Below are 15,493 nucleotides of genomic sequence, written 5' to 3'. Positions count from 1 at the left end.
CCCGGAGGTATTGCTCACGCTACCTCCGTGGGTCACGGTCGAGTGACCCACGACACGGAGGTGACATGATCGCCAAAAGTGCCTTACGGGCCCTGCTCCTCGTCGTCGCACTGCTGCTCGGCACGGCAGTCGCGGCATGGGCGACACCGCCAGGCATTCCCAGCGCATCCACCGCACGTACCCAGTTGAACGGGCTGACGGTGGCCCCGGACGGATCGAGCGACGGCTACAACCGCGACCTCTTCCCGCACTGGACCACCGTTTCCGGCTCGTGCAACACCAGAGAGGAAGTCCTCAAGCGCGACGGGACCAACGTCGTCGTCGACGCCTCCTGCGCCGCCACGTCCGGCAAGTGGTTCAGCCCGTACGACGGCGCCACCTGGTCGGCGGCCTCGGACGTCGACATCGACCACGTCGTCCCGCTCGCCAACGCGTGGAGAACGGGCGCGAAGTCGTGGACGACGTCGAAGCGCCAGCAGTTCGCCAACGACCTGTCCAGCCCGCAGCTGATCGCCGTGACCGACAACGTCAACCAGGCCAAGGGCGACAAGTCACCCGACGTGTGGAAGCCGCCGCTCACGTCCTACCACTGCACCTACGCCCGGATGTGGATCGGCTCGAAGTACAAGTGGGCGCTGACGGTCAACTCGAACGAGAAGGCCGCGCTGAACTCGATGCTCGACCGCTGCTAGCGGCTAGATCTGGGGCGCGGCCGGGTCGGAGTCCTCGATGAACTTGCGGACCCGGTCGTACTCCTCGGTCTCGCCGATGGCCTTGGCCGCCTTGCCCAGCGCGGCGAGGGCCCGCAGGAAACCCTGGTTGGGGCGGTGGCTCCACGGAATCGGGCCGAAACCCTTCCAGCCGTTGCGGCGCAACTGGTCCAGGCCCCGGTGGTAGCCGGTGCGGGCGTAGGCGTACGCGGCGACGTGCTCGCCCTTGCCGAGGGCCTGCTCGGCGAGCACAGCCCAGGCCTCGCTGAAGTCCGGCCAGGCGGCGGCGACTTCGGCCGCGTCCTTGCCCGACTCGATGGCGGCCTGCTGCTCGGCGCGGTCGGGCAGCAACGTGGGTTCGGGGCCAAGCAGGTTGTTCTGCATGCCCCCATCCAATCAGCCCGGCAGCACAGAGCCCACGCCGAGACCGGCGTGGGCTCTGTCGGATTCGGATTCGACCGCGGGTCAGCCCGCGATCATGCGGCCCGCGGACTTCAGGTGCTGGCAGGCCTCGATGATGCGGTCGGCCATCGCCGTCTCCGCCTTCTTGAGGTAGCTGCGCGGGTCGTAGGTCTTCTTGTTGCCGACCTCGCCGTCGATCTTCAGCACGCCGTCGTAGTTGCTGAACATGTGGGCCGCGATCGGGCGGGTGAAGGCGTACTGCGTGTCGGTGTCGATGTTCATCTTCACCACGCCGTACGACAGGGCCTCGTGGATCTCCGACAGCTCCGAGCCCGAGCCGCCGTGGAACACCAGCTCGAACGGCTTCGAGTCGGCCGGGCGGCCCAGCTTCTGCGAGGCGACCTCCTGGCCGCCCTTGAGGACCTCGGGGCGCAGCTTCACGTTGCCCGGCTTGTAGACGCCGTGCACGTTGCCGAAGGTGGCGGCCAGCAGGTAGCGGCCGCGCTCGCCCGCGCCCAGCGCGTCGATCGTCTTGAGGTAGTCGTCCTCGGAGGTGTAGAGCTTGTCGTTGATCTCGTTGGCGACGCCGTCCTCCTCGCCGCCGACCACGCCGATCTCGACCTCGAGGATGATTTTCGCCTCGACGGTCTGGGCGAGCAGTTCGGCAGCGATCTTGAGGTTCTCGTCGATCGGCACCGCCGAGCCGTCCCACATGTGCGACTGGAACAGCGGGTTCTGGCCCTTGGCGACGCGCTGCTTCGAGATCTCGATCAGCGGACGCACGAAGCCGTCCAGCTTGTCCTTCGGGCAGTGGTCGGTGTGCAACGCGATGTTCACCGGGTACTTGTCGGCGACCACGTGCGCGAACTCGGCCAGCGCGACGGAGCCGGTGACCATGTCCTTGACCTTGGTGCCGGACGCGAACTCGGCGCCACCCGTCGACACCTGGATGATGCCGTCGCTCTGCGCCTCGGCGAAGCCGCGCAGGGCGGCGTTCAGGGTCTCCGAGGAGGTGACGTTGATGGCCGGGTAGGCGAACTCGTTCTGCTTCGCCCGGTCCAGCATCTCGGCATAGACCTCGGGTGTGGCGATGGGCATCGGTCTCGTCCTCCTCGGGGCTGGGATGCCTGTGCAGCCGAATCCTACGAGGCCCCGACTGGCGGTCACCGTGAGCACCACCGGTGACACTCGGTGACAACCTGGTGGTGACGGCCTTCGCGATCGATTCAGTTGACGTGCACCCTGTTCGGCCCGATCGTGGACTCAAGCCGTGAACGTCACCTGCCGAAGCACTCACGCTGGGTGCATCGCCCACCCGAATGGCTGACTCTCGTGGGTGACCCGTCTGGCAGTGTCGACAAAGCCGTGGGCGCACGTAGATTTCTGGCCCGTGACCGCCCTTTATAACGAAAAGATCACCGGCGGTCCGGTCACCTTCGCCGCGGCGGAGGACTTCCTGCGGATGTTCCACGACGCGCACCCCGAGGCGGGCGCTGTGCGCCATCGGCTGGCCGAGGTGCGCGCGGAGATCGCGGAGACCGGCACCTACCGGCACACGAATGAGGAACTTTGCTACGGCGCCAGAGTCGCGCTGCGCGACACCGGCTGGTGCACGAGCGGACTGCCGTGGCGACGGCTCAAGATCCGCGACCTGCGCGGCATCCACAAGGCGCAGGCGGTCGCGGCCCAGTGCTTCGAACACCTCCGGCTGGCCACCAACGGCGGCAAGATCCAGCCGCTCGTCACCGTGTTCGCCCCCGACCGGCCGGACTCGCCCGGCCCGCGGATCTGGAACGCCCACCTGGTCAGCTACGCGGGCTACCCGGAATCGGGTGACGCCAGGAACATCGAGTTCACCGAGTCCGTCGAGGCACTCGGCTGGCAGCCACCCCTCGCACGCACCGCCTTCGACCACCTGCCGCTCGTGGTCAGCACGGGCCTGCAGGATCCGCAGCCGTTCAGGATCCCCCGCGAAGTGGTCACCGAGGTGCCGTTGACGCACCCGGACCTGCCGTGGTTCGCCGACCTCGGCCTGCGCTGGCCGGCCGTGCCGGTGATCACCAACATGCGCCTGTGCGTCGGCGGGATCGACTACCCCGCGGCGCCGTTCAACACCTGGTTCGTCGGCACCGACATCGGCACGCGCGGTCTCGCCGACGAATCCGCGTACGCGATGCTCCGGCCGGTCGCCGACCGGCTGGGGCTGGACACGTCCACCGACCGGACGCTCTGGCGGGACCGCGCCACCCTGGAGCTCAACCGGGCGGTGCTGCACTCGTTCGACACCGCCCGGGTCACGATCACCGACCACTACGCCGAAACACAGCACCGCCTGGCCTGGCTCCGGTCCCGGCGCAACCGGGGCGACCGCCCGGCCTTCCGGCCGCACAGGTCACGTTAGGGCGGTGCCCAACGTCTCGAACGCTTCCAGGTCAAGGGATCCGTCGGCGGTGAGCACCTGCAGGTTCACGTGGTCCGCGCCGGCCGCGTGGTGCGCGGCGACGGTGGCGACGATGTTGTCGACGCCCTGGGGGATCAGCGCGCCGAGCAACTTGTCGCTGCCGCCGTTGGCGAAGTCCTCGTCGGTGTAGCCGAGGCGGCGCAAGTTGTTGGTGTAGTTGGGCAGCTTCAGGTACAGGTCCGTGTACTGGCGGATGATCCGGTCGGCCCGGTCGCGGTCGGGTTCGAGCACGACGGCCACTTCCGGGGCGAGCAGGGGACCCTCGCCCAGGGTCTGCCTGGCCTGCTTGGTGTGTTCGACCGGGGCGAAGTACGGGTGCGCGCCCGCGCTGCGCTCGGCCGACAGGGCAAGCACCTTGGGGCCAAGCGCCGCCAGCGCCCGGCCCGCAGCGGGCACACCGGCGGCGTCCAGCTCGTCCAGATAGGACACCAGTTTGGTGTACGGCTTCTCGTACTGGGTGTTGAACATCTTGTGGCTCGCGCCGATGCCGAGCAGGAACCGGTCGGCGTGCTTCGCCGCGATCCGGTGGTAGGACTCCGCCAGTTCGGCCGCTTCGGCGGCCCAGACGTTCACGATGCCGGTGGCCACCGTCAGCGTGCTGGTCGCGTCCAGCAGGGCTTCCGCGATCCGCAGGTCGGCGCTGGGGGATCCGCCGAGCCACAGCGTGCCGAACCCGAGGTTCTCCAGATCGGCCGCGACCTCCGGCCGATCGGTCCAGAGGTGGACCATGCTCCAGATGCCGACCTTGCCCAGCTGCATGTTTCTCGCCCTTCGCTCTGCGACCACGTCGATCTTCCCCTCAGGAATACGTTCGACGCATGTCGAACATTCCCCGAACCGGACTTGACGTGTTCCCACTCGACGAGCTGGACGGATTGACTCAGGCCCCTTCCTGACCCACAGTAGGTTACTAACAGTAGGTTGGGTGCGGTCGAACCGGTCCGGACCCGAGGGTGAGGAGGCCCAGTGAGCGGTCGCGACATCAACGGCAAGGTTGTACTGATCACTGGGGCGGCCCGCGGCATCGGCGCGGGCGTGGCCAAACGGCTGGCCGCGCAGGGCGCCAAGCTCGCGCTGGTCGGGCTGGAGCCGGACGAGCTGGGGAAGGTCGCGGCCGAGTGCGGCCCGGACGCCGCGCACTGGGAAGCCAACGTCACCGACTGGGAGTCGCTGGAGAAGGCCGTCAACGGCGTCGTCGCGCACTTCGGCGGGATCGACGTGGTCGTGGCCAACGCCGGGATCGCGGCCACCGGTTTCGTCCGCTCGATCGACCGGGACGCCTTCGAGCGCGTCATCGAAGTCGACCTGCTCGGTGTCTGGCGCACCGTCCGCGTGGCCCTGCCGCACCTGATCGAGCGCCGTGGGTACGCGCTGATCGTGTCCTCCGCCGCGGCGATCATGCACATTCCCGCGAACGCCGCCTACAGCGCGGCCAAGGCCGGTGTCGAGGCGTTCGCCAACAGCCTGCGTGCCGAGGTTCACCACCTGGGTGTGTCCGTCGGTGTCGCGCACCCGACGTGGATCGCCACGGACATGGTCAACAGCGCCGACAAGCACCCGGTCTTCGGCTCGCTGCGGACGAACGCGCCCGGCCTCGCGGGCAAGACGTACCCGCTCTCACTGGCGGTCGACCTGATCAGCACCGGCATCACCAAACGGGCCCGCGCCATCCACGTCCCCGGCTGGGTCGGCGCGACCAAGCTGATCCGCGCACTGCTGCCCCGGATCGTCGAGCTCGCCACCCGGGGCATGATCCCGAGGGCGGACAAGGCCGCCATCGAGGACATCGCCGCGCGGGGCAGCAAGGAAGCCAGCATCGTGGGGCCGGGTGCACGCGCCGATCTCGACGCACGCGCGGAGGCCAGGAAGGGTTAGATCAGCCCCATGTCACGCCGCGAGCAGATCAAGATGACGCCCGACGAGGTCCGCGCGTACCTCGAGTCCGGGCGTGTGGCCAACGTGGCCACGGTCGGCCCGAAGAACCGCCCGCACCTCGTGCCGGTCTTCTACATCGTGGAGGGCGACGGCATCGCCACGTGGACGTACGGCACCTCGCAGAAAGTGGCGAATCTACGCCGACTTGCCGAGGCGACCGTGCTCGTGGAGACCGGCGTCGCCTACGAGGAGTTGCAGGGCGTGTCGATGGAGTGCGATGTCGAGATCGTCGAGGACACCGAACAGATCGTGCGGATCGGCACGGAGCTGCTCGGCAAGATGTCCGCAGGCAACTCCGAGGTGCTGACCGCCGCGGCGCAGTTCATCCGCGCACAGGCCGAAAAGCGCGTCGGCCTGGTGTTCCGGCCGACCAAGGTGGTCAGCTGGGACCACCGCAAGCTCGGCGGGACGTACTAGGACCAGGACTAGGACTGCGGCAGCCAGGAGCCGAGGGTGATCTTCCACTCCCGGACCGCGCGCTCGGCCACGACGCCTTCGGTCGTGTACGGGTCGTCGGCGAGGACCTTGTCCAGTTGGGCTCGGTCCTCGACCTGGTAGACCACGAAGCCGCCCAGGTCGTCGGCCCACGGCCCACCCGCGACCACGATGCCCTGGTCGACGAGTTCCCGCAGGTAGTCGCGGTGCGCGGGGCGCACGGCGGCCAGCTTGTCGCGGTCGGTTGTGTACGTGACGTCAGCGGTGAACCAGGCCATGGCGCCGATGGTAGTGGCCTGCCCGGACGTTGTTGATGATCGGACGCTGTGGTCAAGCCGGTCGACCGATACGCTCACAGCGTGACAGGTCATGGCGGCACTTTCGGCGGCAACCAGCCGTCGCAGCAGTTCCAGGGCGGCACACCGACGTGGCCAGGCCCGGAGAACAACGCGGAGCGCAGCGTGGAGACCACGCTCACCCGCCTGCGCGCGCTCGACGGCGGCAGCATCGCCGAGGCACCGGCCCGGCTGACGCTGGAAGACCTGTACCGCATGCACCGGATGCGGCTGGTCCGGCTGGCCCTGCTGCTGGTCGACGAGCCCGCGACGGCCGAGGACGTGGTGCAGGAGGCGTTCACGGGCCTGCACCGGCATTGGTCCAACCTGCGTGACGGCGCGGCTGCGGTGGGCTACCTGCGGACGGCCGTGGTGAACGGCTCGCGCAGCGTGTTGCGCCGTCGCAAGACCGCACGTGACTACACGCCGCCGCACGCGGTGAACGCGCGGTCCGCCGAGAGCCTCGCCATGCTCACGGCCGAGCACCAGGCCGTGGTGCAGGCGCTGTCGCAGCTGCCGCCACGGCAGCGCGAGGTGCTCGTTCTGCGTTATTACGGCGGTTTGTCCGAAGCCGAGATCGCCGAGGCCGCGGGCATCTCCAAGGGCACGGTCAAGTCCACGGCATCGCGCGCGCTGGACGCGTTGCAGAAAATCATGGCTGGCCCCGCCTAGCGGCCGTTTGGGGCCATAACAAAGACGTCCGTACTCATGCGGGCGAGTGACACTCGCCTGTTGGTATAGACCAATCACGGGTTCATGTCCCATCATCGTCACCATGACGCACCTGGTGATCAGCGGGGCCAAGGTTGTGACGCCCGACGGTGTCCTCGATCACGGGTGGCTGGAAGTCGAGAACGGCACCATCACCGCCATCGGCTCGGGCGTGCCCGAGCAGTCCGGCGTCCAGGTCATGGACGCGGCAGGCGCGTGGGTCGTGCCTGGTTTCGTCGACATCCACTGCCACGGCGGCGGCGGCGAGGCCTTCACGGACACCGACCCGCTGCGCATCGGCACAGCTGTCGAGGCCCACCGCAGGCACGGCACGACGACCATGCTCGCCTCCCTGGTCTCACGGCCGGTTCCCGAGTTGGTCAACCAGGTCGCCGCGCTGGCCGAACTGGTCAAGGACGGGCTGATCGCGGGGATCCACCTGGAGGGCCCGTTCCTGTCCGCGGCCCGCTGCGGCGCGCACGACCCGGCCATCCTGTGCCCGCCTGAGCCGTCGTCGATCCGCAAGCTGCTCGCCGCGGGTGACGGCTCGGTCAGCATGATCACCATCGCGCCCGAGCTCGAAGGCGCGGTCAACGCGATCCACACGCTGGTCGACAACGGCGTGATCGCCGCCATCGGCCACACCGACGCGACCGAGGCGACCGTGCTGCCCGCGATCGACGCGGGCGCGACCGTGGCCACGCACCTGTTCAACGGCATGCGGCCGCTGCACCACAGGGAGCCGGGACCGATCGGCGCGCTGATGACCGACCCGAGGATCACGGTCGAGCTGATCGTGGACCTGGTGCACGTCCACCCCACGGTCGTGCGGCTGGCCGCCCGGCACGCCGGGCCCGGCCGGACCGTGCTGATCACGGACGCGATCGCGGCCGCCGGTGTCGGCGACGGCGTGTACGACGTGGGCGGGCTCGAGGTCACGGTGGTCGACGGCGTGCCGAGGATCGCCGGTGGCGGGTCGCTGGCGGGCAGCACGCTCACCATGGACGCGGCCTTCCGCAACCTGGTCACCGGCTGCGGGCTGACCATCCGCGAGGCGGTCACGGCCTGTTCGACGCGACCGGCCGCGTTGCTCGGCCTGACCGAGGAGACCGGGTCGCTGACCGTGGGGCTCGCGGCGGACTTCGTCCTGCTCGACGCCGACCTGCGGCCGACCGGTGTGATGGCCCGCGGGGAGTGGGTCAAGTAGGTTGGCCCTCGTGGCCAAGGACAAGGACCCGGAGCTCCTGCTTTCCGAGGCGCTGCGCGCACAGGCCGTCCAGACCGGTCCGCCCGCGACGCCCGGCTTCGGCCTGCTTTCCGGCGACGACCTGGGGCTGGCCGCACGGCTGCAGACCCAGGCCATGCCCGACGACGAGGACCCGGACGCGTTCATGGAGCCGTTCCCCGAGCCGCTGCCTCGGCGCGAGCTGAGCGGCTGGTCAGTGCTGCTCGTCGCGGTCGCGCTGGGGCTCGCGTGCGGCGCTGTGATGGGACTGCTCACCGTTCTCTAAGTATCCCCCGGTACCGTGTTTGCCCGTGACCACCAACACCATGTCGCTCCTGCCTAGCTGGCTGAGCGCCCAAGGGCTGCTCGAGGGGCTGGGCGGGTTCGTACTCGTCGGCCTCTGCCTGGTCATCTTCGCCGAATGCGGGCTGCTGGTGGGCTTCTTCCTACCCGGCGACTCGTTGCTGTTCGTGGCCGGGCTGTTCGTCGCACAGGGCACCATTCGCCACCCGCTGTGGCTGGTGTGCACGTTGGTCGCCGTATGTGCGTTCGTCGGCAACGTGACCGGCTACTACATCGGCCGCTGGGTGGGCCCGAAGTTGTTCAACAAACCGGACTCCAGGCTGTTCAAGCAGGAGTACGTGACCAAGACGCACGAGTTCTTCGACAAGTACGGCGCACGTGCCATCATCCTCGCCCGATTCGTCCCCATCGTCCGCACGTTCATCACCGCGATCGCGGGCGTCGGCAAGATGGACCAGAAGAAGTTCTTCACCTACTCGGCCGTCGGCGCTGTCCTGTGGGCGGCCGGGCTGACCGTACTCGGCAGTCTCCTCGGTGAGTTCAACTTCGTGAAGAACAACATCGAGATGGCGATCATCCTGATCGTGCTGCTCTCGGTGGTGCCGATCATCATCGAGGTGGTCAAGGCGCGTAAGGAGAAGAAGCACGCCACGGCCAGCGCGAGCGCGCAGACCCAGGTGCTGCCCAAGATCGAGCACTAGAACATCGAACCCGGGTTGAAGAGGTTCCCGGGGTCGAGAGCGGCTTTGACGGCCCGGTGGACGCGCATGCCCACCGGGCCGATCTCACGCTCCAGCCAGTCCTTCTTGATCCGCCCGACGCCGTGCTCGCCGGTGACCGTGCCGCCCAGGCTCAGGCCGACGTCCAGGATGTCGTCGAAAGCCTTGCGGGCGCGGGCGAATTCATCCTCCGATGAGGCGTCGTACACGATCGTCGGGTGCATGTTGCCGTCGCCCGCGTGGCCGACGACCGCGATCCGCAGACCGCACTCCTGACTGATCCGCTCGCAGCCGGTCATCAGCTCCGCGATCCTGGTCCGCGGCACGCACACGTCGTCGGTCAGCCAGGTGCCGTAGAGCTCCAACGCGGTCAGCACCACGCGCCGCGCCTGCAGGAGCATCTGCCCCTCGGCCAGATCGTGGGTCGTGTACGCCAGATCCGCACCGGCCGCGTGGCAGACCTGTTCGATCACTTCGAGTTCGCGCCGCGCCGCCTCGCCACCGGCGTCCGACTGGCACAGCAGCAGCGCCGCGCATCCCTGGGCCGCGCCCAGTTCCGTCTTCAGGTAGTCCTCGGCCGCCTTGATCGACGTGGCGTCCATGATCTCCATCAGTGACGGCACAAGGCCTTCGCGCACGATCCGGGACACGGCGACGCCCGCTGCCTCGATGGTCGGGAACGTCGCGATCGTGGTTCCGGGCGCCTGTGGCAAGGGGCGCAACGCGACCGTGATCTCGGTGACGACGCCGAGAGTTCCCTCACTGCCGATGAACAGCTTCGTCAGGTCGTAACCCGCGACACCCTTGACCGTCCGGCGGCCCGTCCGCAGCACCTCGCCGTCGGCGAGCACGACTTCCAGTCCCAGCACCGAATCCGTGGTGACGCCGTACTTGACGCAGCACAGGCCGCCCGCGTTGGTGGAGATGTTGCCGCCGATCGTGCACCAGTCGTAGCTGGACGGATCCGGTGGGTAGAACAGGCCGTGTTTCTCGACCGCGTTGCGGAAATCGAGGTTGACCACACCGGGTTGCACGACAGCGAGCCGGTTGTCCGCGTCGACCTCCAGGATCTCCTTCATCCGCGAGGTGACGAGCATGACGCAGCCTTCGATCGCGTTGGCAGCACCGGTAAGGCCGCTGCCCGCGCCGCGCGGGACGATCGGCACACCCAGTTCGGCGCAGATGCGCACGACGGCCTGGACATCGGCAGTGGTCGACGGGAGGACGACCGCCTGCGGCGACCCGTTGGGCGCCAACGGCATCATGTCGCGCTCGTAGCTGCTGGTCACGTCCGGATCCGTGATGACCGCGTCCGCCCCCAGCGCCGTCCTCAGCCGCTCTGCCAACGTCATGGGTTTACCGTAACGCCAGGTGAGGGCATCCCTGTAACAAGTCTTTCTCCAGGGCAGCGAACCAGGTGCCCGGTGATCTACAGTGATTGGTGTCACGTCACAGTCGACGCGGCGTCGGGGAGGCATCGCCATGGTTGAGCTACCTGCTACCCCCAGCATGGCGAGCCGGGTGCTCGCACTGGCCATGATGCGTGGCCTGCGCGTGTTCGGCGGCGTGGTCCGCCCCGGTTCGACTCCGCTGCGAATCGTGCGTGAGGCCTTCGACGCGCTGGGCCGGACTCCGTTGCCCCGTGGCACCAAGGTCAAGCCCGTCACCGCCGGTGGCGTGCCCGGCCAGCTCGTGACCGCCAGGGAAGCCAGGGACTCCGGCCGGATCATGCTGTACCTGCACGGCGGCGGGTTCGTGTGCGGGTCACCGAGGACGCACCGCCAACTGGCGGCGCGGATCTCCGCGTCGGCCGAGCTGCCGGTGCTGGTGCTGGACTACCGGTTGGCGCCGGAGCACCCGTTCCCCGCGGCGGCCGAGGACGCGCTGTCGGCGTACCGCTGGCTGTTGAGCGATGGCTACCAGCCGTCGCAGATCGTCGTCGGCGGCGACTCGGCCGGTGGGCACCTGACCGCGTGCCTGCTCGCCGACATCGCCGACGAGAAGCTGCCGATGCCGAGCTCGGCGGTCATGCTGTCGCCGTTCCTCGACCTGACCGGTGCCGAGCTGGCGTCCCGCGACAAGGCGCTGCGGGATCCGTTCGTACCGCCGGACTACGCGATCTGGTGCGGCACGGCGTACGCCGGGGAGAGCGTGCTGACCAACCGCAGGCTGGACGTGCTGAAGGTGCGCAAGCGCGGCTGGCCGCCGGTGCTGATCCACGTCGGCGACACCGAATGCCTGCGGGGCGACTCCGAGCGGATGGCCGAGTCGTTGCGGCGCTCCGGCGCGTACTGCGACCTGCGGATCTGGCCCGGTCAGGTGCACGTCTTCCACTGGTTCGCACCGTGGCTGCCCGAGGCCAACACCGCGCTGCGGCAGATCGGCGAGTTCGTCCGCGAAGTCGCTGACGAGATCGTCGCCGCATAGGCCTTCTGTCCACGGCTCGATCTGAGCGGCGTACGGGCCGTGGGGGCATTCCGCTTCCGCCGGGGAGCTGTTCGTGGCTCTCAGCGGCAGCCAGGGGTGCTGCCGGGCTTCCCGGCTAGGGCTTCTCCGCCCAGAGCACCAGCTGGATGCCGTCCGGGTCGCGCAGCGCGATCACCGACGTGCCGGGGGCGCTGTGCTCCTCGGTGATCGGCGAGTACATCACGCCGTGCTCGTCGAGCCGGTCGGTCCACTCGGCCAGGCAGCCCTCGTCCGGCACCGAGAACGACAGGTGGTCCAGACCGGGCTTCTTCTCGTCGAAGACGCTGCCCGCCGCGTACGGGTGCTGGATGAGGGTGAGCGCGAAACCGTCGCCCGGGCCGCGCAGGAACACCTTGCGCACGCCGAGCGCGTCCTCGTCCTGGGATCCGACAACGCTGAACCCGAGGACACGCTCGTACCAGGGGACGCTGCGATCCACGTCGGTCACGGTCAGCGCGATGTGATGCACGCCGCTCAACGTGGGCATCTCGGTCCGTCCTTTCGTGCGGCCACTGCGATCGGGGGGAGGCCGCTCCGCCATAGTGCCGCACGACTGTCTACAAGTCGGGTGTCGTGAGCACGCTGTTATAGGACATTCCACAGCGCGAGATGTACTCGCTACCCATTTAGCACGAGATCAGCGCGTTCTGCCGTAGCGTTTATCACGCTTGCGTTGCGTTCATCGGGACCCAACGCTCTGTCACGGGCCTGTTCGGGGCTCCGGCCGAACGCCTCGTGCCTCGCGATCAGCCTGCGGTGCCGTTCGCCCTCGTCAAGGTGGAGGAACCAGGCTTCGTCCAGCAGGTCGCGGACCTCGCCCCACGGCTTGTCCGGGACCAGCAGGTAGTTGCCCTCCGTGACGACGAGCCGGGTCCGCGGGAACACCGGAACCGCGCAGGCGACCGGTTCCTCGATCTCCCTGCGGAACTCCGGCGCGTACACCACCTCGTCACCCTGGCTTCTCAGCCTTTTCAGAAGGTTCACGTACCCGGAGCCGTCGAAAGTGTCCAACGCGCCCTTGCGCTCAGTTCGGCCGAGCCGCGCCAACTCGCTCTGCGCCAGGTGGAAACCGTCCATACCGACATAAACCGCCAGATCGCCGAGTGCCTCGACCAGCTCCGCGGCCAGCGTCGACTTGCCCGCGCCGGGCGCGCCGCAGATGCCGAGCACAGCCCGGTCCGCCGCGGCCAGCGCGCGTGCCCGGCCAACCAGTTCAGCGAAGTCCATCGCGCCAACTCGCTCCTTCGTGCTGTACCCGCTGACCGGCGACGCGGTTGGCGTATCGGATCAGATCCGGTAGATCGGCGGCATCGGGCACCCGGCCGAGGCGCGACACCGCGTAGGCCAAAGCACCGTGCCAGACGTCGCCCGCGCCCGAGGTGTCCTTCGCTACCACCGGTGGCACAGGCACTTCGCCGCTCTCGGCGCCGACAGACCAGTGCACGGGACCGGGGCCGTTCGTGCGGGTGACGACCGGGCAGTCGACGGGATCCCGGAACGCCGACGAACACGCGCACACGTCGACCATCGGCAGCAGCTCGTCGAAAACATCCTTGCGGCTGCCCGCGTCCAGGATCACCGGGACGTCGGCACGGGCGGCCGCGAGCGCCAGCGCCGGGTGGTGCCCGTCGAGCAGTACGGTGTCCACATCGGACAAGTCGATCGCCGCGGCGGCTGTCGTCCCGGCGGCGTTGTGGGACACGACCGTCCGTTCGCCGTCGCCGATCCGGACCGACACCGCGCTGACCGTCGGCGGTGCGGCGCGATCCGGCTGGACGTCGACCACCTCGACGCCGTAGTGCTCCAGATCACGCCTTGCCAGGTCCGCCAACGGATGCGCGCCGAGCACAGTCACCAGCCGGACACGTCCGCCGAGCGCGGCGACGGTGATCGCCGCGTTCGCCGCCGGGCCGCCCGCGACCAGCTCGACCGAATCGGACTGCACCTTCTGGCCGGGCACGGGCAGCACACCCACCCGCTGTACGAGGTCCACTGTGCACAGTCCGACGGCGAGGATCAACGGTTCAGCCCCGTCGTCACACCGACTTCCTCGATCGTGCCGTCGTCGGCCATCCGCAACGCACCCGTCAACAGACCCACGACCTCGTTCATCGAGTGCGTCTTCGGCGAGACGACCGCGACCCGCCTGCCGAGCCGGTGGACGTGCACGCGGTCGGCGATCTCGAACACGTGCGGCATGTTGTGGCTGATCAGCACCACCGGCAGGCCGCGCTCGCGGATCCGGCCGATCAGGTCGAGCACCTTGGCCGACTCCGCGACGCCGAGGGCGGCCGTCGGCTCGTCCATGATCACGACCCGGGTGCCGAAAGCGGCGGCGCGTGCGACCGCGACCGCCTGCCTCTGCCCACCGGACAACGTTTCCACCGGCTGGGTCATCGACTTGATGGTGATCCCCAGCTCGTCGAGCACCCGCCGCGCCTCCGCGCGCATCCCGCCGGAATCCAGCAGCCGGAACACCGCGCCGAGGAATCCCGGACGCCGTTTCTCCCTGCCGAGGAACATGTTCGTGGCGATGTCCTGCGCCTGGGCGAGCGCGAGGTCCTGGTAGACGGTCTCGATGCCGTGCTTGCGGGCGTCCAGCGGGCCGTGGAAGTGGACCTGCTCGCCGTTGACGCGGATCTCGCCCTCGTCCGGGATCACCGCCCCGGACAGGGTTTTGATCAACGTGGACTTGCCCGCGCCGTTGTCGCCGACCACCGCGAGCACCTCGCCCGCGTTCAGGTCGAAGTCGGCACCGTCCATCGCCGTCACCCGGCCGTACCGCTTGACCAGGCCTTTCGCCGCCAGCACCGGTGTCATCGCTGCCTCCCCCGGGAGAACCGGTCCACCGCGACCGCGGCGATCACGAGCACACCCGTCGCCACGTCCTGGTACAGGTTGTCGATCCCGGCCTGGGTCAGGCCGCTGCGCAGGACCGCCACGATCAGCGCGCCGACGAGCGTGCCGATCACGCTGCCACGACCGCCGAACAGGCTCGTCCCGCCGATCACCACGGCGGTGATGGAGTCGAGGTTGCCGAGCTGGAACGCGTTCGGGTCCGCGTTGGGCACGCGGCCGAGCGCCTGCCACGCCGCGATCCCGTAGATCACACCGGCCACGACGTACACGCCGAGCAGGCTGCGTCGTACGTGGATACCGGACAGCCGCGCCGCCTCCGGGTCGTTGCCGACCGCGTAGACGTGCTTGCCCCAGGCGGTCCGGGTCAGCGCGTACCAGAGGCCGATGTACATCACCAGCATCAGGACCATGCCGTAGGTGACTTCGACCTGGCCGAACAGGTACTGCTTCTGGCCGAGGAAGCCGAGCGTGTCGTCGGTGACCGGGAAGCTCTGGCCGGCGGCGTAGATCCGGCTGACCGCCGTCACGATCGTCAGCATGCCGAGCGTGACGATGAACGGCGGCAACCGGAATCCCGTCACGATCCCGCCGGTCACCGCGCCGATCGCCGCCGCGACGACGATCCCGATCAGCAGCGCGACGACGCCGGGCATGCCCGACTCGAGGGTCAGCTTGGCCATCAGCAGGGTCGCGAACACCGCGATCGCCGCGTTGGCCAGGTCGATGCCGCTGGTCAGGATCACCAGCGTCTGCCCGAGCGCCAGCGTGCCGATCACCAGCGACTGCTGGACGACCAGTGAAAGGTTGTCCACGTTCAGAAACGTGTCCGTGGTGATGGAAAAGACCACCACCGCCACGACCAAGGCGAGCGCGGGCCCGATCGCCGGGGTGCGCAGGATGAATTCGCTGCGCTCCTTGATTGTGCTCATCGG

Annotated in this window: 19 protein-coding genes; 9 read left to right on the top strand and 10 right to left on the bottom strand. The window is 68.7% G+C overall.

Features of this window, described 5'->3' with window-relative positions; all coding sequences use genetic code 11:
• The first annotated feature begins 65 nt into the window (after positions 1-65).
• A complete protein-coding gene (locus tag ALI144C_RS44115) occupies positions 66-692 on the top strand; it encodes an HNH endonuclease family protein (protein ID WP_143231222.1) in 627 nt (208 codons plus the stop codon).
• A 3-nt stretch (positions 693-695) separates the two neighbouring features.
• Here ALI144C_RS44115 and ALI144C_RS44110 read toward each other — a convergent pair whose 3' ends face one another.
• Both ALI144C_RS44110 and fbaA read right to left on the bottom strand, forming a co-directional pair.
• Positions 696-1,094, bottom strand: coding sequence for a DUF3151 domain-containing protein (locus ALI144C_RS44110; RefSeq protein ID WP_076993217.1), 399 nt, complete (start codon positions 1,092-1,094; stop codon positions 696-698).
• 81 nt (positions 1,095-1,175) lie between these two features.
• Complete coding sequence (gene fbaA / locus ALI144C_RS44105; RefSeq protein ID WP_076993216.1) at positions 1,176-2,210, bottom strand: class II fructose-bisphosphate aldolase; 1,035 nt, start codon at positions 2,208-2,210, stop codon at positions 1,176-1,178.
• 292 nt (positions 2,211-2,502) lie between these two features.
• On the opposite strand from fbaA, the gene ALI144C_RS44100 reads away from it, so the two are divergent.
• Entirely contained in the window at positions 2,503-3,513 is a 1,011-nt protein-coding gene (locus ALI144C_RS44100) for a nitric oxide synthase oxygenase (RefSeq protein WP_076993215.1), read from the top strand.
• Here the strand turns inward: ALI144C_RS44100 and ALI144C_RS44095 are convergent.
• Complete coding sequence (locus ALI144C_RS44095; protein ID WP_076993214.1) at positions 3,505-4,332, bottom strand: TIGR03620 family F420-dependent LLM class oxidoreductase; 828 nt, start codon at positions 4,330-4,332, stop codon at positions 3,505-3,507. The two genes, ALI144C_RS44100 and ALI144C_RS44095, sit on opposite strands and share 9 nt — an antisense overlap.
• A 207-nt stretch (positions 4,333-4,539) precedes the next feature.
• On the opposite strand from ALI144C_RS44095, the gene ALI144C_RS44090 reads away from it, so the two are divergent.
• Together ALI144C_RS44090 and ALI144C_RS44085 are read left to right on the top strand one after the other, a co-directional pair.
• Positions 4,540-5,448, top strand: a complete 909-nt coding sequence (locus ALI144C_RS44090; protein WP_076993213.1) for an SDR family oxidoreductase — start codon at positions 4,540-4,542, stop codon at positions 5,446-5,448.
• A 9-nt stretch (positions 5,449-5,457) separates the two neighbouring features.
• Positions 5,458-5,925, top strand: a complete 468-nt coding sequence (locus ALI144C_RS44085) for a pyridoxamine 5'-phosphate oxidase family protein (protein ID WP_076993212.1) — start codon at positions 5,458-5,460, stop codon at positions 5,923-5,925.
• An 8-nt stretch (positions 5,926-5,933) separates the two neighbouring features.
• Here ALI144C_RS44085 and ALI144C_RS44080 read toward each other — a convergent pair whose 3' ends face one another.
• The gene (locus ALI144C_RS44080; RefSeq protein ID WP_076993211.1) at positions 5,934-6,221 is read right to left on the bottom strand and encodes a YciI family protein; all 288 of its coding nucleotides are present in this window, start codon (positions 6,219-6,221) and stop codon (positions 5,934-5,936) included.
• 183 nt (positions 6,222-6,404) lie between these two features.
• Here ALI144C_RS44080 and ALI144C_RS44075 point away from each other — a divergent pair, with 183 nt between their 5' ends.
• The 4 genes from ALI144C_RS44075 (at position 6,405) to ALI144C_RS44060 (ending at position 9,218) form a co-directional block, all read left to right on the top strand.
• The gene (locus ALI144C_RS44075; protein WP_076993731.1) at positions 6,405-6,950 is read left to right on the top strand and encodes a SigE family RNA polymerase sigma factor; all 546 of its coding nucleotides are present in this window, start codon (positions 6,405-6,407) and stop codon (positions 6,948-6,950) included.
• A 103-nt stretch (positions 6,951-7,053) separates the two neighbouring features.
• On the top strand, positions 7,054-8,196 hold the full coding sequence (gene nagA / locus ALI144C_RS44070; protein WP_076993210.1) for an N-acetylglucosamine-6-phosphate deacetylase: 1,143 nt from the start codon (positions 7,054-7,056) through the stop codon (positions 8,194-8,196).
• Between the two features lie 10 nt (positions 8,197-8,206).
• Positions 8,207-8,500, top strand: a complete 294-nt coding sequence (locus tag ALI144C_RS44065; protein ID WP_076993730.1) for a hypothetical protein — start codon at positions 8,207-8,209, stop codon at positions 8,498-8,500.
• Between the two features lie 40 nt (positions 8,501-8,540).
• Positions 8,541-9,218, top strand: coding sequence for a DedA family protein (locus ALI144C_RS44060; protein WP_076993729.1), 678 nt, complete (start codon positions 8,541-8,543; stop codon positions 9,216-9,218).
• On the opposite strand, the gene ALI144C_RS44055 is transcribed toward ALI144C_RS44060, so the two are convergent.
• Positions 9,215-10,588: an FAD-binding oxidoreductase gene (locus tag ALI144C_RS44055; RefSeq protein ID WP_076993209.1), complete on the bottom strand. Its 1,374-nt coding sequence runs from the start codon at positions 10,586-10,588 to the stop codon at positions 9,215-9,217. The genes ALI144C_RS44060 and ALI144C_RS44055 overlap by 4 nt on opposite strands.
• Positions 10,589-10,718: 130 nt before the next feature.
• Here ALI144C_RS44055 and ALI144C_RS44050 point away from each other — a divergent pair, with 130 nt between their 5' ends.
• Positions 10,719-11,663, top strand: a complete 945-nt coding sequence (locus ALI144C_RS44050) for an alpha/beta hydrolase (RefSeq protein WP_083753922.1) — start codon at positions 10,719-10,721, stop codon at positions 11,661-11,663.
• Positions 11,664-11,778: 115 nt separating this feature from the next.
• On the opposite strand, the gene ALI144C_RS44045 is transcribed toward ALI144C_RS44050, so the two are convergent.
• The 5 genes from ALI144C_RS44045 to ALI144C_RS44025 all read right to left on the bottom strand — a co-directional run bounded on the left by ALI144C_RS44045 (position 11,779) and on the right by ALI144C_RS44025 (position 15,490).
• Positions 11,779-12,189, bottom strand: coding sequence for a VOC family protein (locus ALI144C_RS44045; RefSeq protein WP_076993208.1), 411 nt, complete (start codon positions 12,187-12,189; stop codon positions 11,779-11,781).
• A 131-nt stretch (positions 12,190-12,320) separates the two neighbouring features.
• Positions 12,321-12,929, bottom strand: coding sequence for a nucleoside/nucleotide kinase family protein (locus tag ALI144C_RS44040; protein WP_076993207.1), 609 nt, complete (start codon positions 12,927-12,929; stop codon positions 12,321-12,323).
• Positions 12,916-13,719, bottom strand: coding sequence for a carbohydrate kinase family protein (locus tag ALI144C_RS44035; protein WP_076993727.1), 804 nt, complete (start codon positions 13,717-13,719; stop codon positions 12,916-12,918). The genes ALI144C_RS44040 and ALI144C_RS44035 overlap by 14 nt, the downstream gene beginning before the upstream one ends.
• The gene (locus tag ALI144C_RS44030; protein WP_076993206.1) at positions 13,719-14,522 is read right to left on the bottom strand and encodes an ATP-binding cassette domain-containing protein; all 804 of its coding nucleotides are present in this window, start codon (positions 14,520-14,522) and stop codon (positions 13,719-13,721) included. Before ALI144C_RS44030 ends, ALI144C_RS44035 begins: the two co-directional genes overlap by 1 nt.
• A complete protein-coding gene (locus ALI144C_RS44025; RefSeq protein ID WP_076993205.1) occupies positions 14,519-15,490 on the bottom strand; it encodes an ABC transporter permease in 972 nt (323 codons plus the stop codon). The genes ALI144C_RS44030 and ALI144C_RS44025 overlap by 4 nt, the downstream gene beginning before the upstream one ends.
• Between the last annotated feature and the right edge of the window lie 3 nt (positions 15,491-15,493).

Origin of the sequence: Actinosynnema sp. ALI-1.44, assembly GCF_001984155.1 — a bacterium.
Classification (GTDB): domain Bacteria; phylum Actinomycetota; class Actinomycetes; order Mycobacteriales; family Pseudonocardiaceae; genus Kibdelosporangium.
This window is presented reverse-complemented; position numbering and strand designations above follow the sequence as displayed.

Bases quoted from the DNA above. Each gene is read 5' to 3' on its own strand.
- ALI144C_RS44080 (WP_076993211.1), bottom strand. From the start codon at position 6,221: ATGGCCTGGTTCACCGCTGACGTCACGTACACAACCGACCGCGACAAG.
- fbaA (WP_076993216.1), bottom strand. From the start codon at position 2,210: ATGCCCATCGCCACACCCGAGGTCTATGCCGAGATGCTGGACCGGGCG.
- ALI144C_RS44050 (WP_083753922.1), top strand. From the start codon at position 10,719: ATGGTTGAGCTACCTGCTACCCCCAGCATGGCGAGCCGGGTGCTCGCA.
- ALI144C_RS44085 (WP_076993212.1), top strand. From the start codon at position 5,458: ATGTCACGCCGCGAGCAGATCAAGATGACGCCCGACGAGGTCCGCGCG.
- ALI144C_RS44060 (WP_076993729.1), top strand. From the start codon at position 8,541: ATGTCGCTCCTGCCTAGCTGGCTGAGCGCCCAAGGGCTGCTCGAGGGG.
- ALI144C_RS44045 (WP_076993208.1), bottom strand. From the start codon at position 12,189: ATGCCCACGTTGAGCGGCGTGCATCACATCGCGCTGACCGTGACCGAC.
- ALI144C_RS44030 (WP_076993206.1), bottom strand. From the start codon at position 14,522: ATGACACCGGTGCTGGCGGCGAAAGGCCTGGTCAAGCGGTACGGCCGG.
- ALI144C_RS44040 (WP_076993207.1), bottom strand. From the start codon at position 12,929: ATGGACTTCGCTGAACTGGTTGGCCGGGCACGCGCGCTGGCCGCGGCG.
- ALI144C_RS44025 (WP_076993205.1), bottom strand. From the start codon at position 15,490: ATGAGCACAATCAAGGAGCGCAGCGAATTCATCCTGCGCACCCCGGCG.
- ALI144C_RS44110 (WP_076993217.1), bottom strand. From the start codon at position 1,094: ATGCAGAACAACCTGCTTGGCCCCGAACCCACGTTGCTGCCCGACCGC.
- ALI144C_RS44115 (WP_143231222.1), top strand. From the start codon at position 66: ATGATCGCCAAAAGTGCCTTACGGGCCCTGCTCCTCGTCGTCGCACTG.
- ALI144C_RS44095 (WP_076993214.1), bottom strand. From the start codon at position 4,332: ATGCAGCTGGGCAAGGTCGGCATCTGGAGCATGGTCCACCTCTGGACC.
- ALI144C_RS44055 (WP_076993209.1), bottom strand. From the start codon at position 10,588: ATGACGTTGGCAGAGCGGCTGAGGACGGCGCTGGGGGCGGACGCGGTC.
- nagA (WP_076993210.1), top strand. From the start codon at position 7,054: ATGACGCACCTGGTGATCAGCGGGGCCAAGGTTGTGACGCCCGACGGT.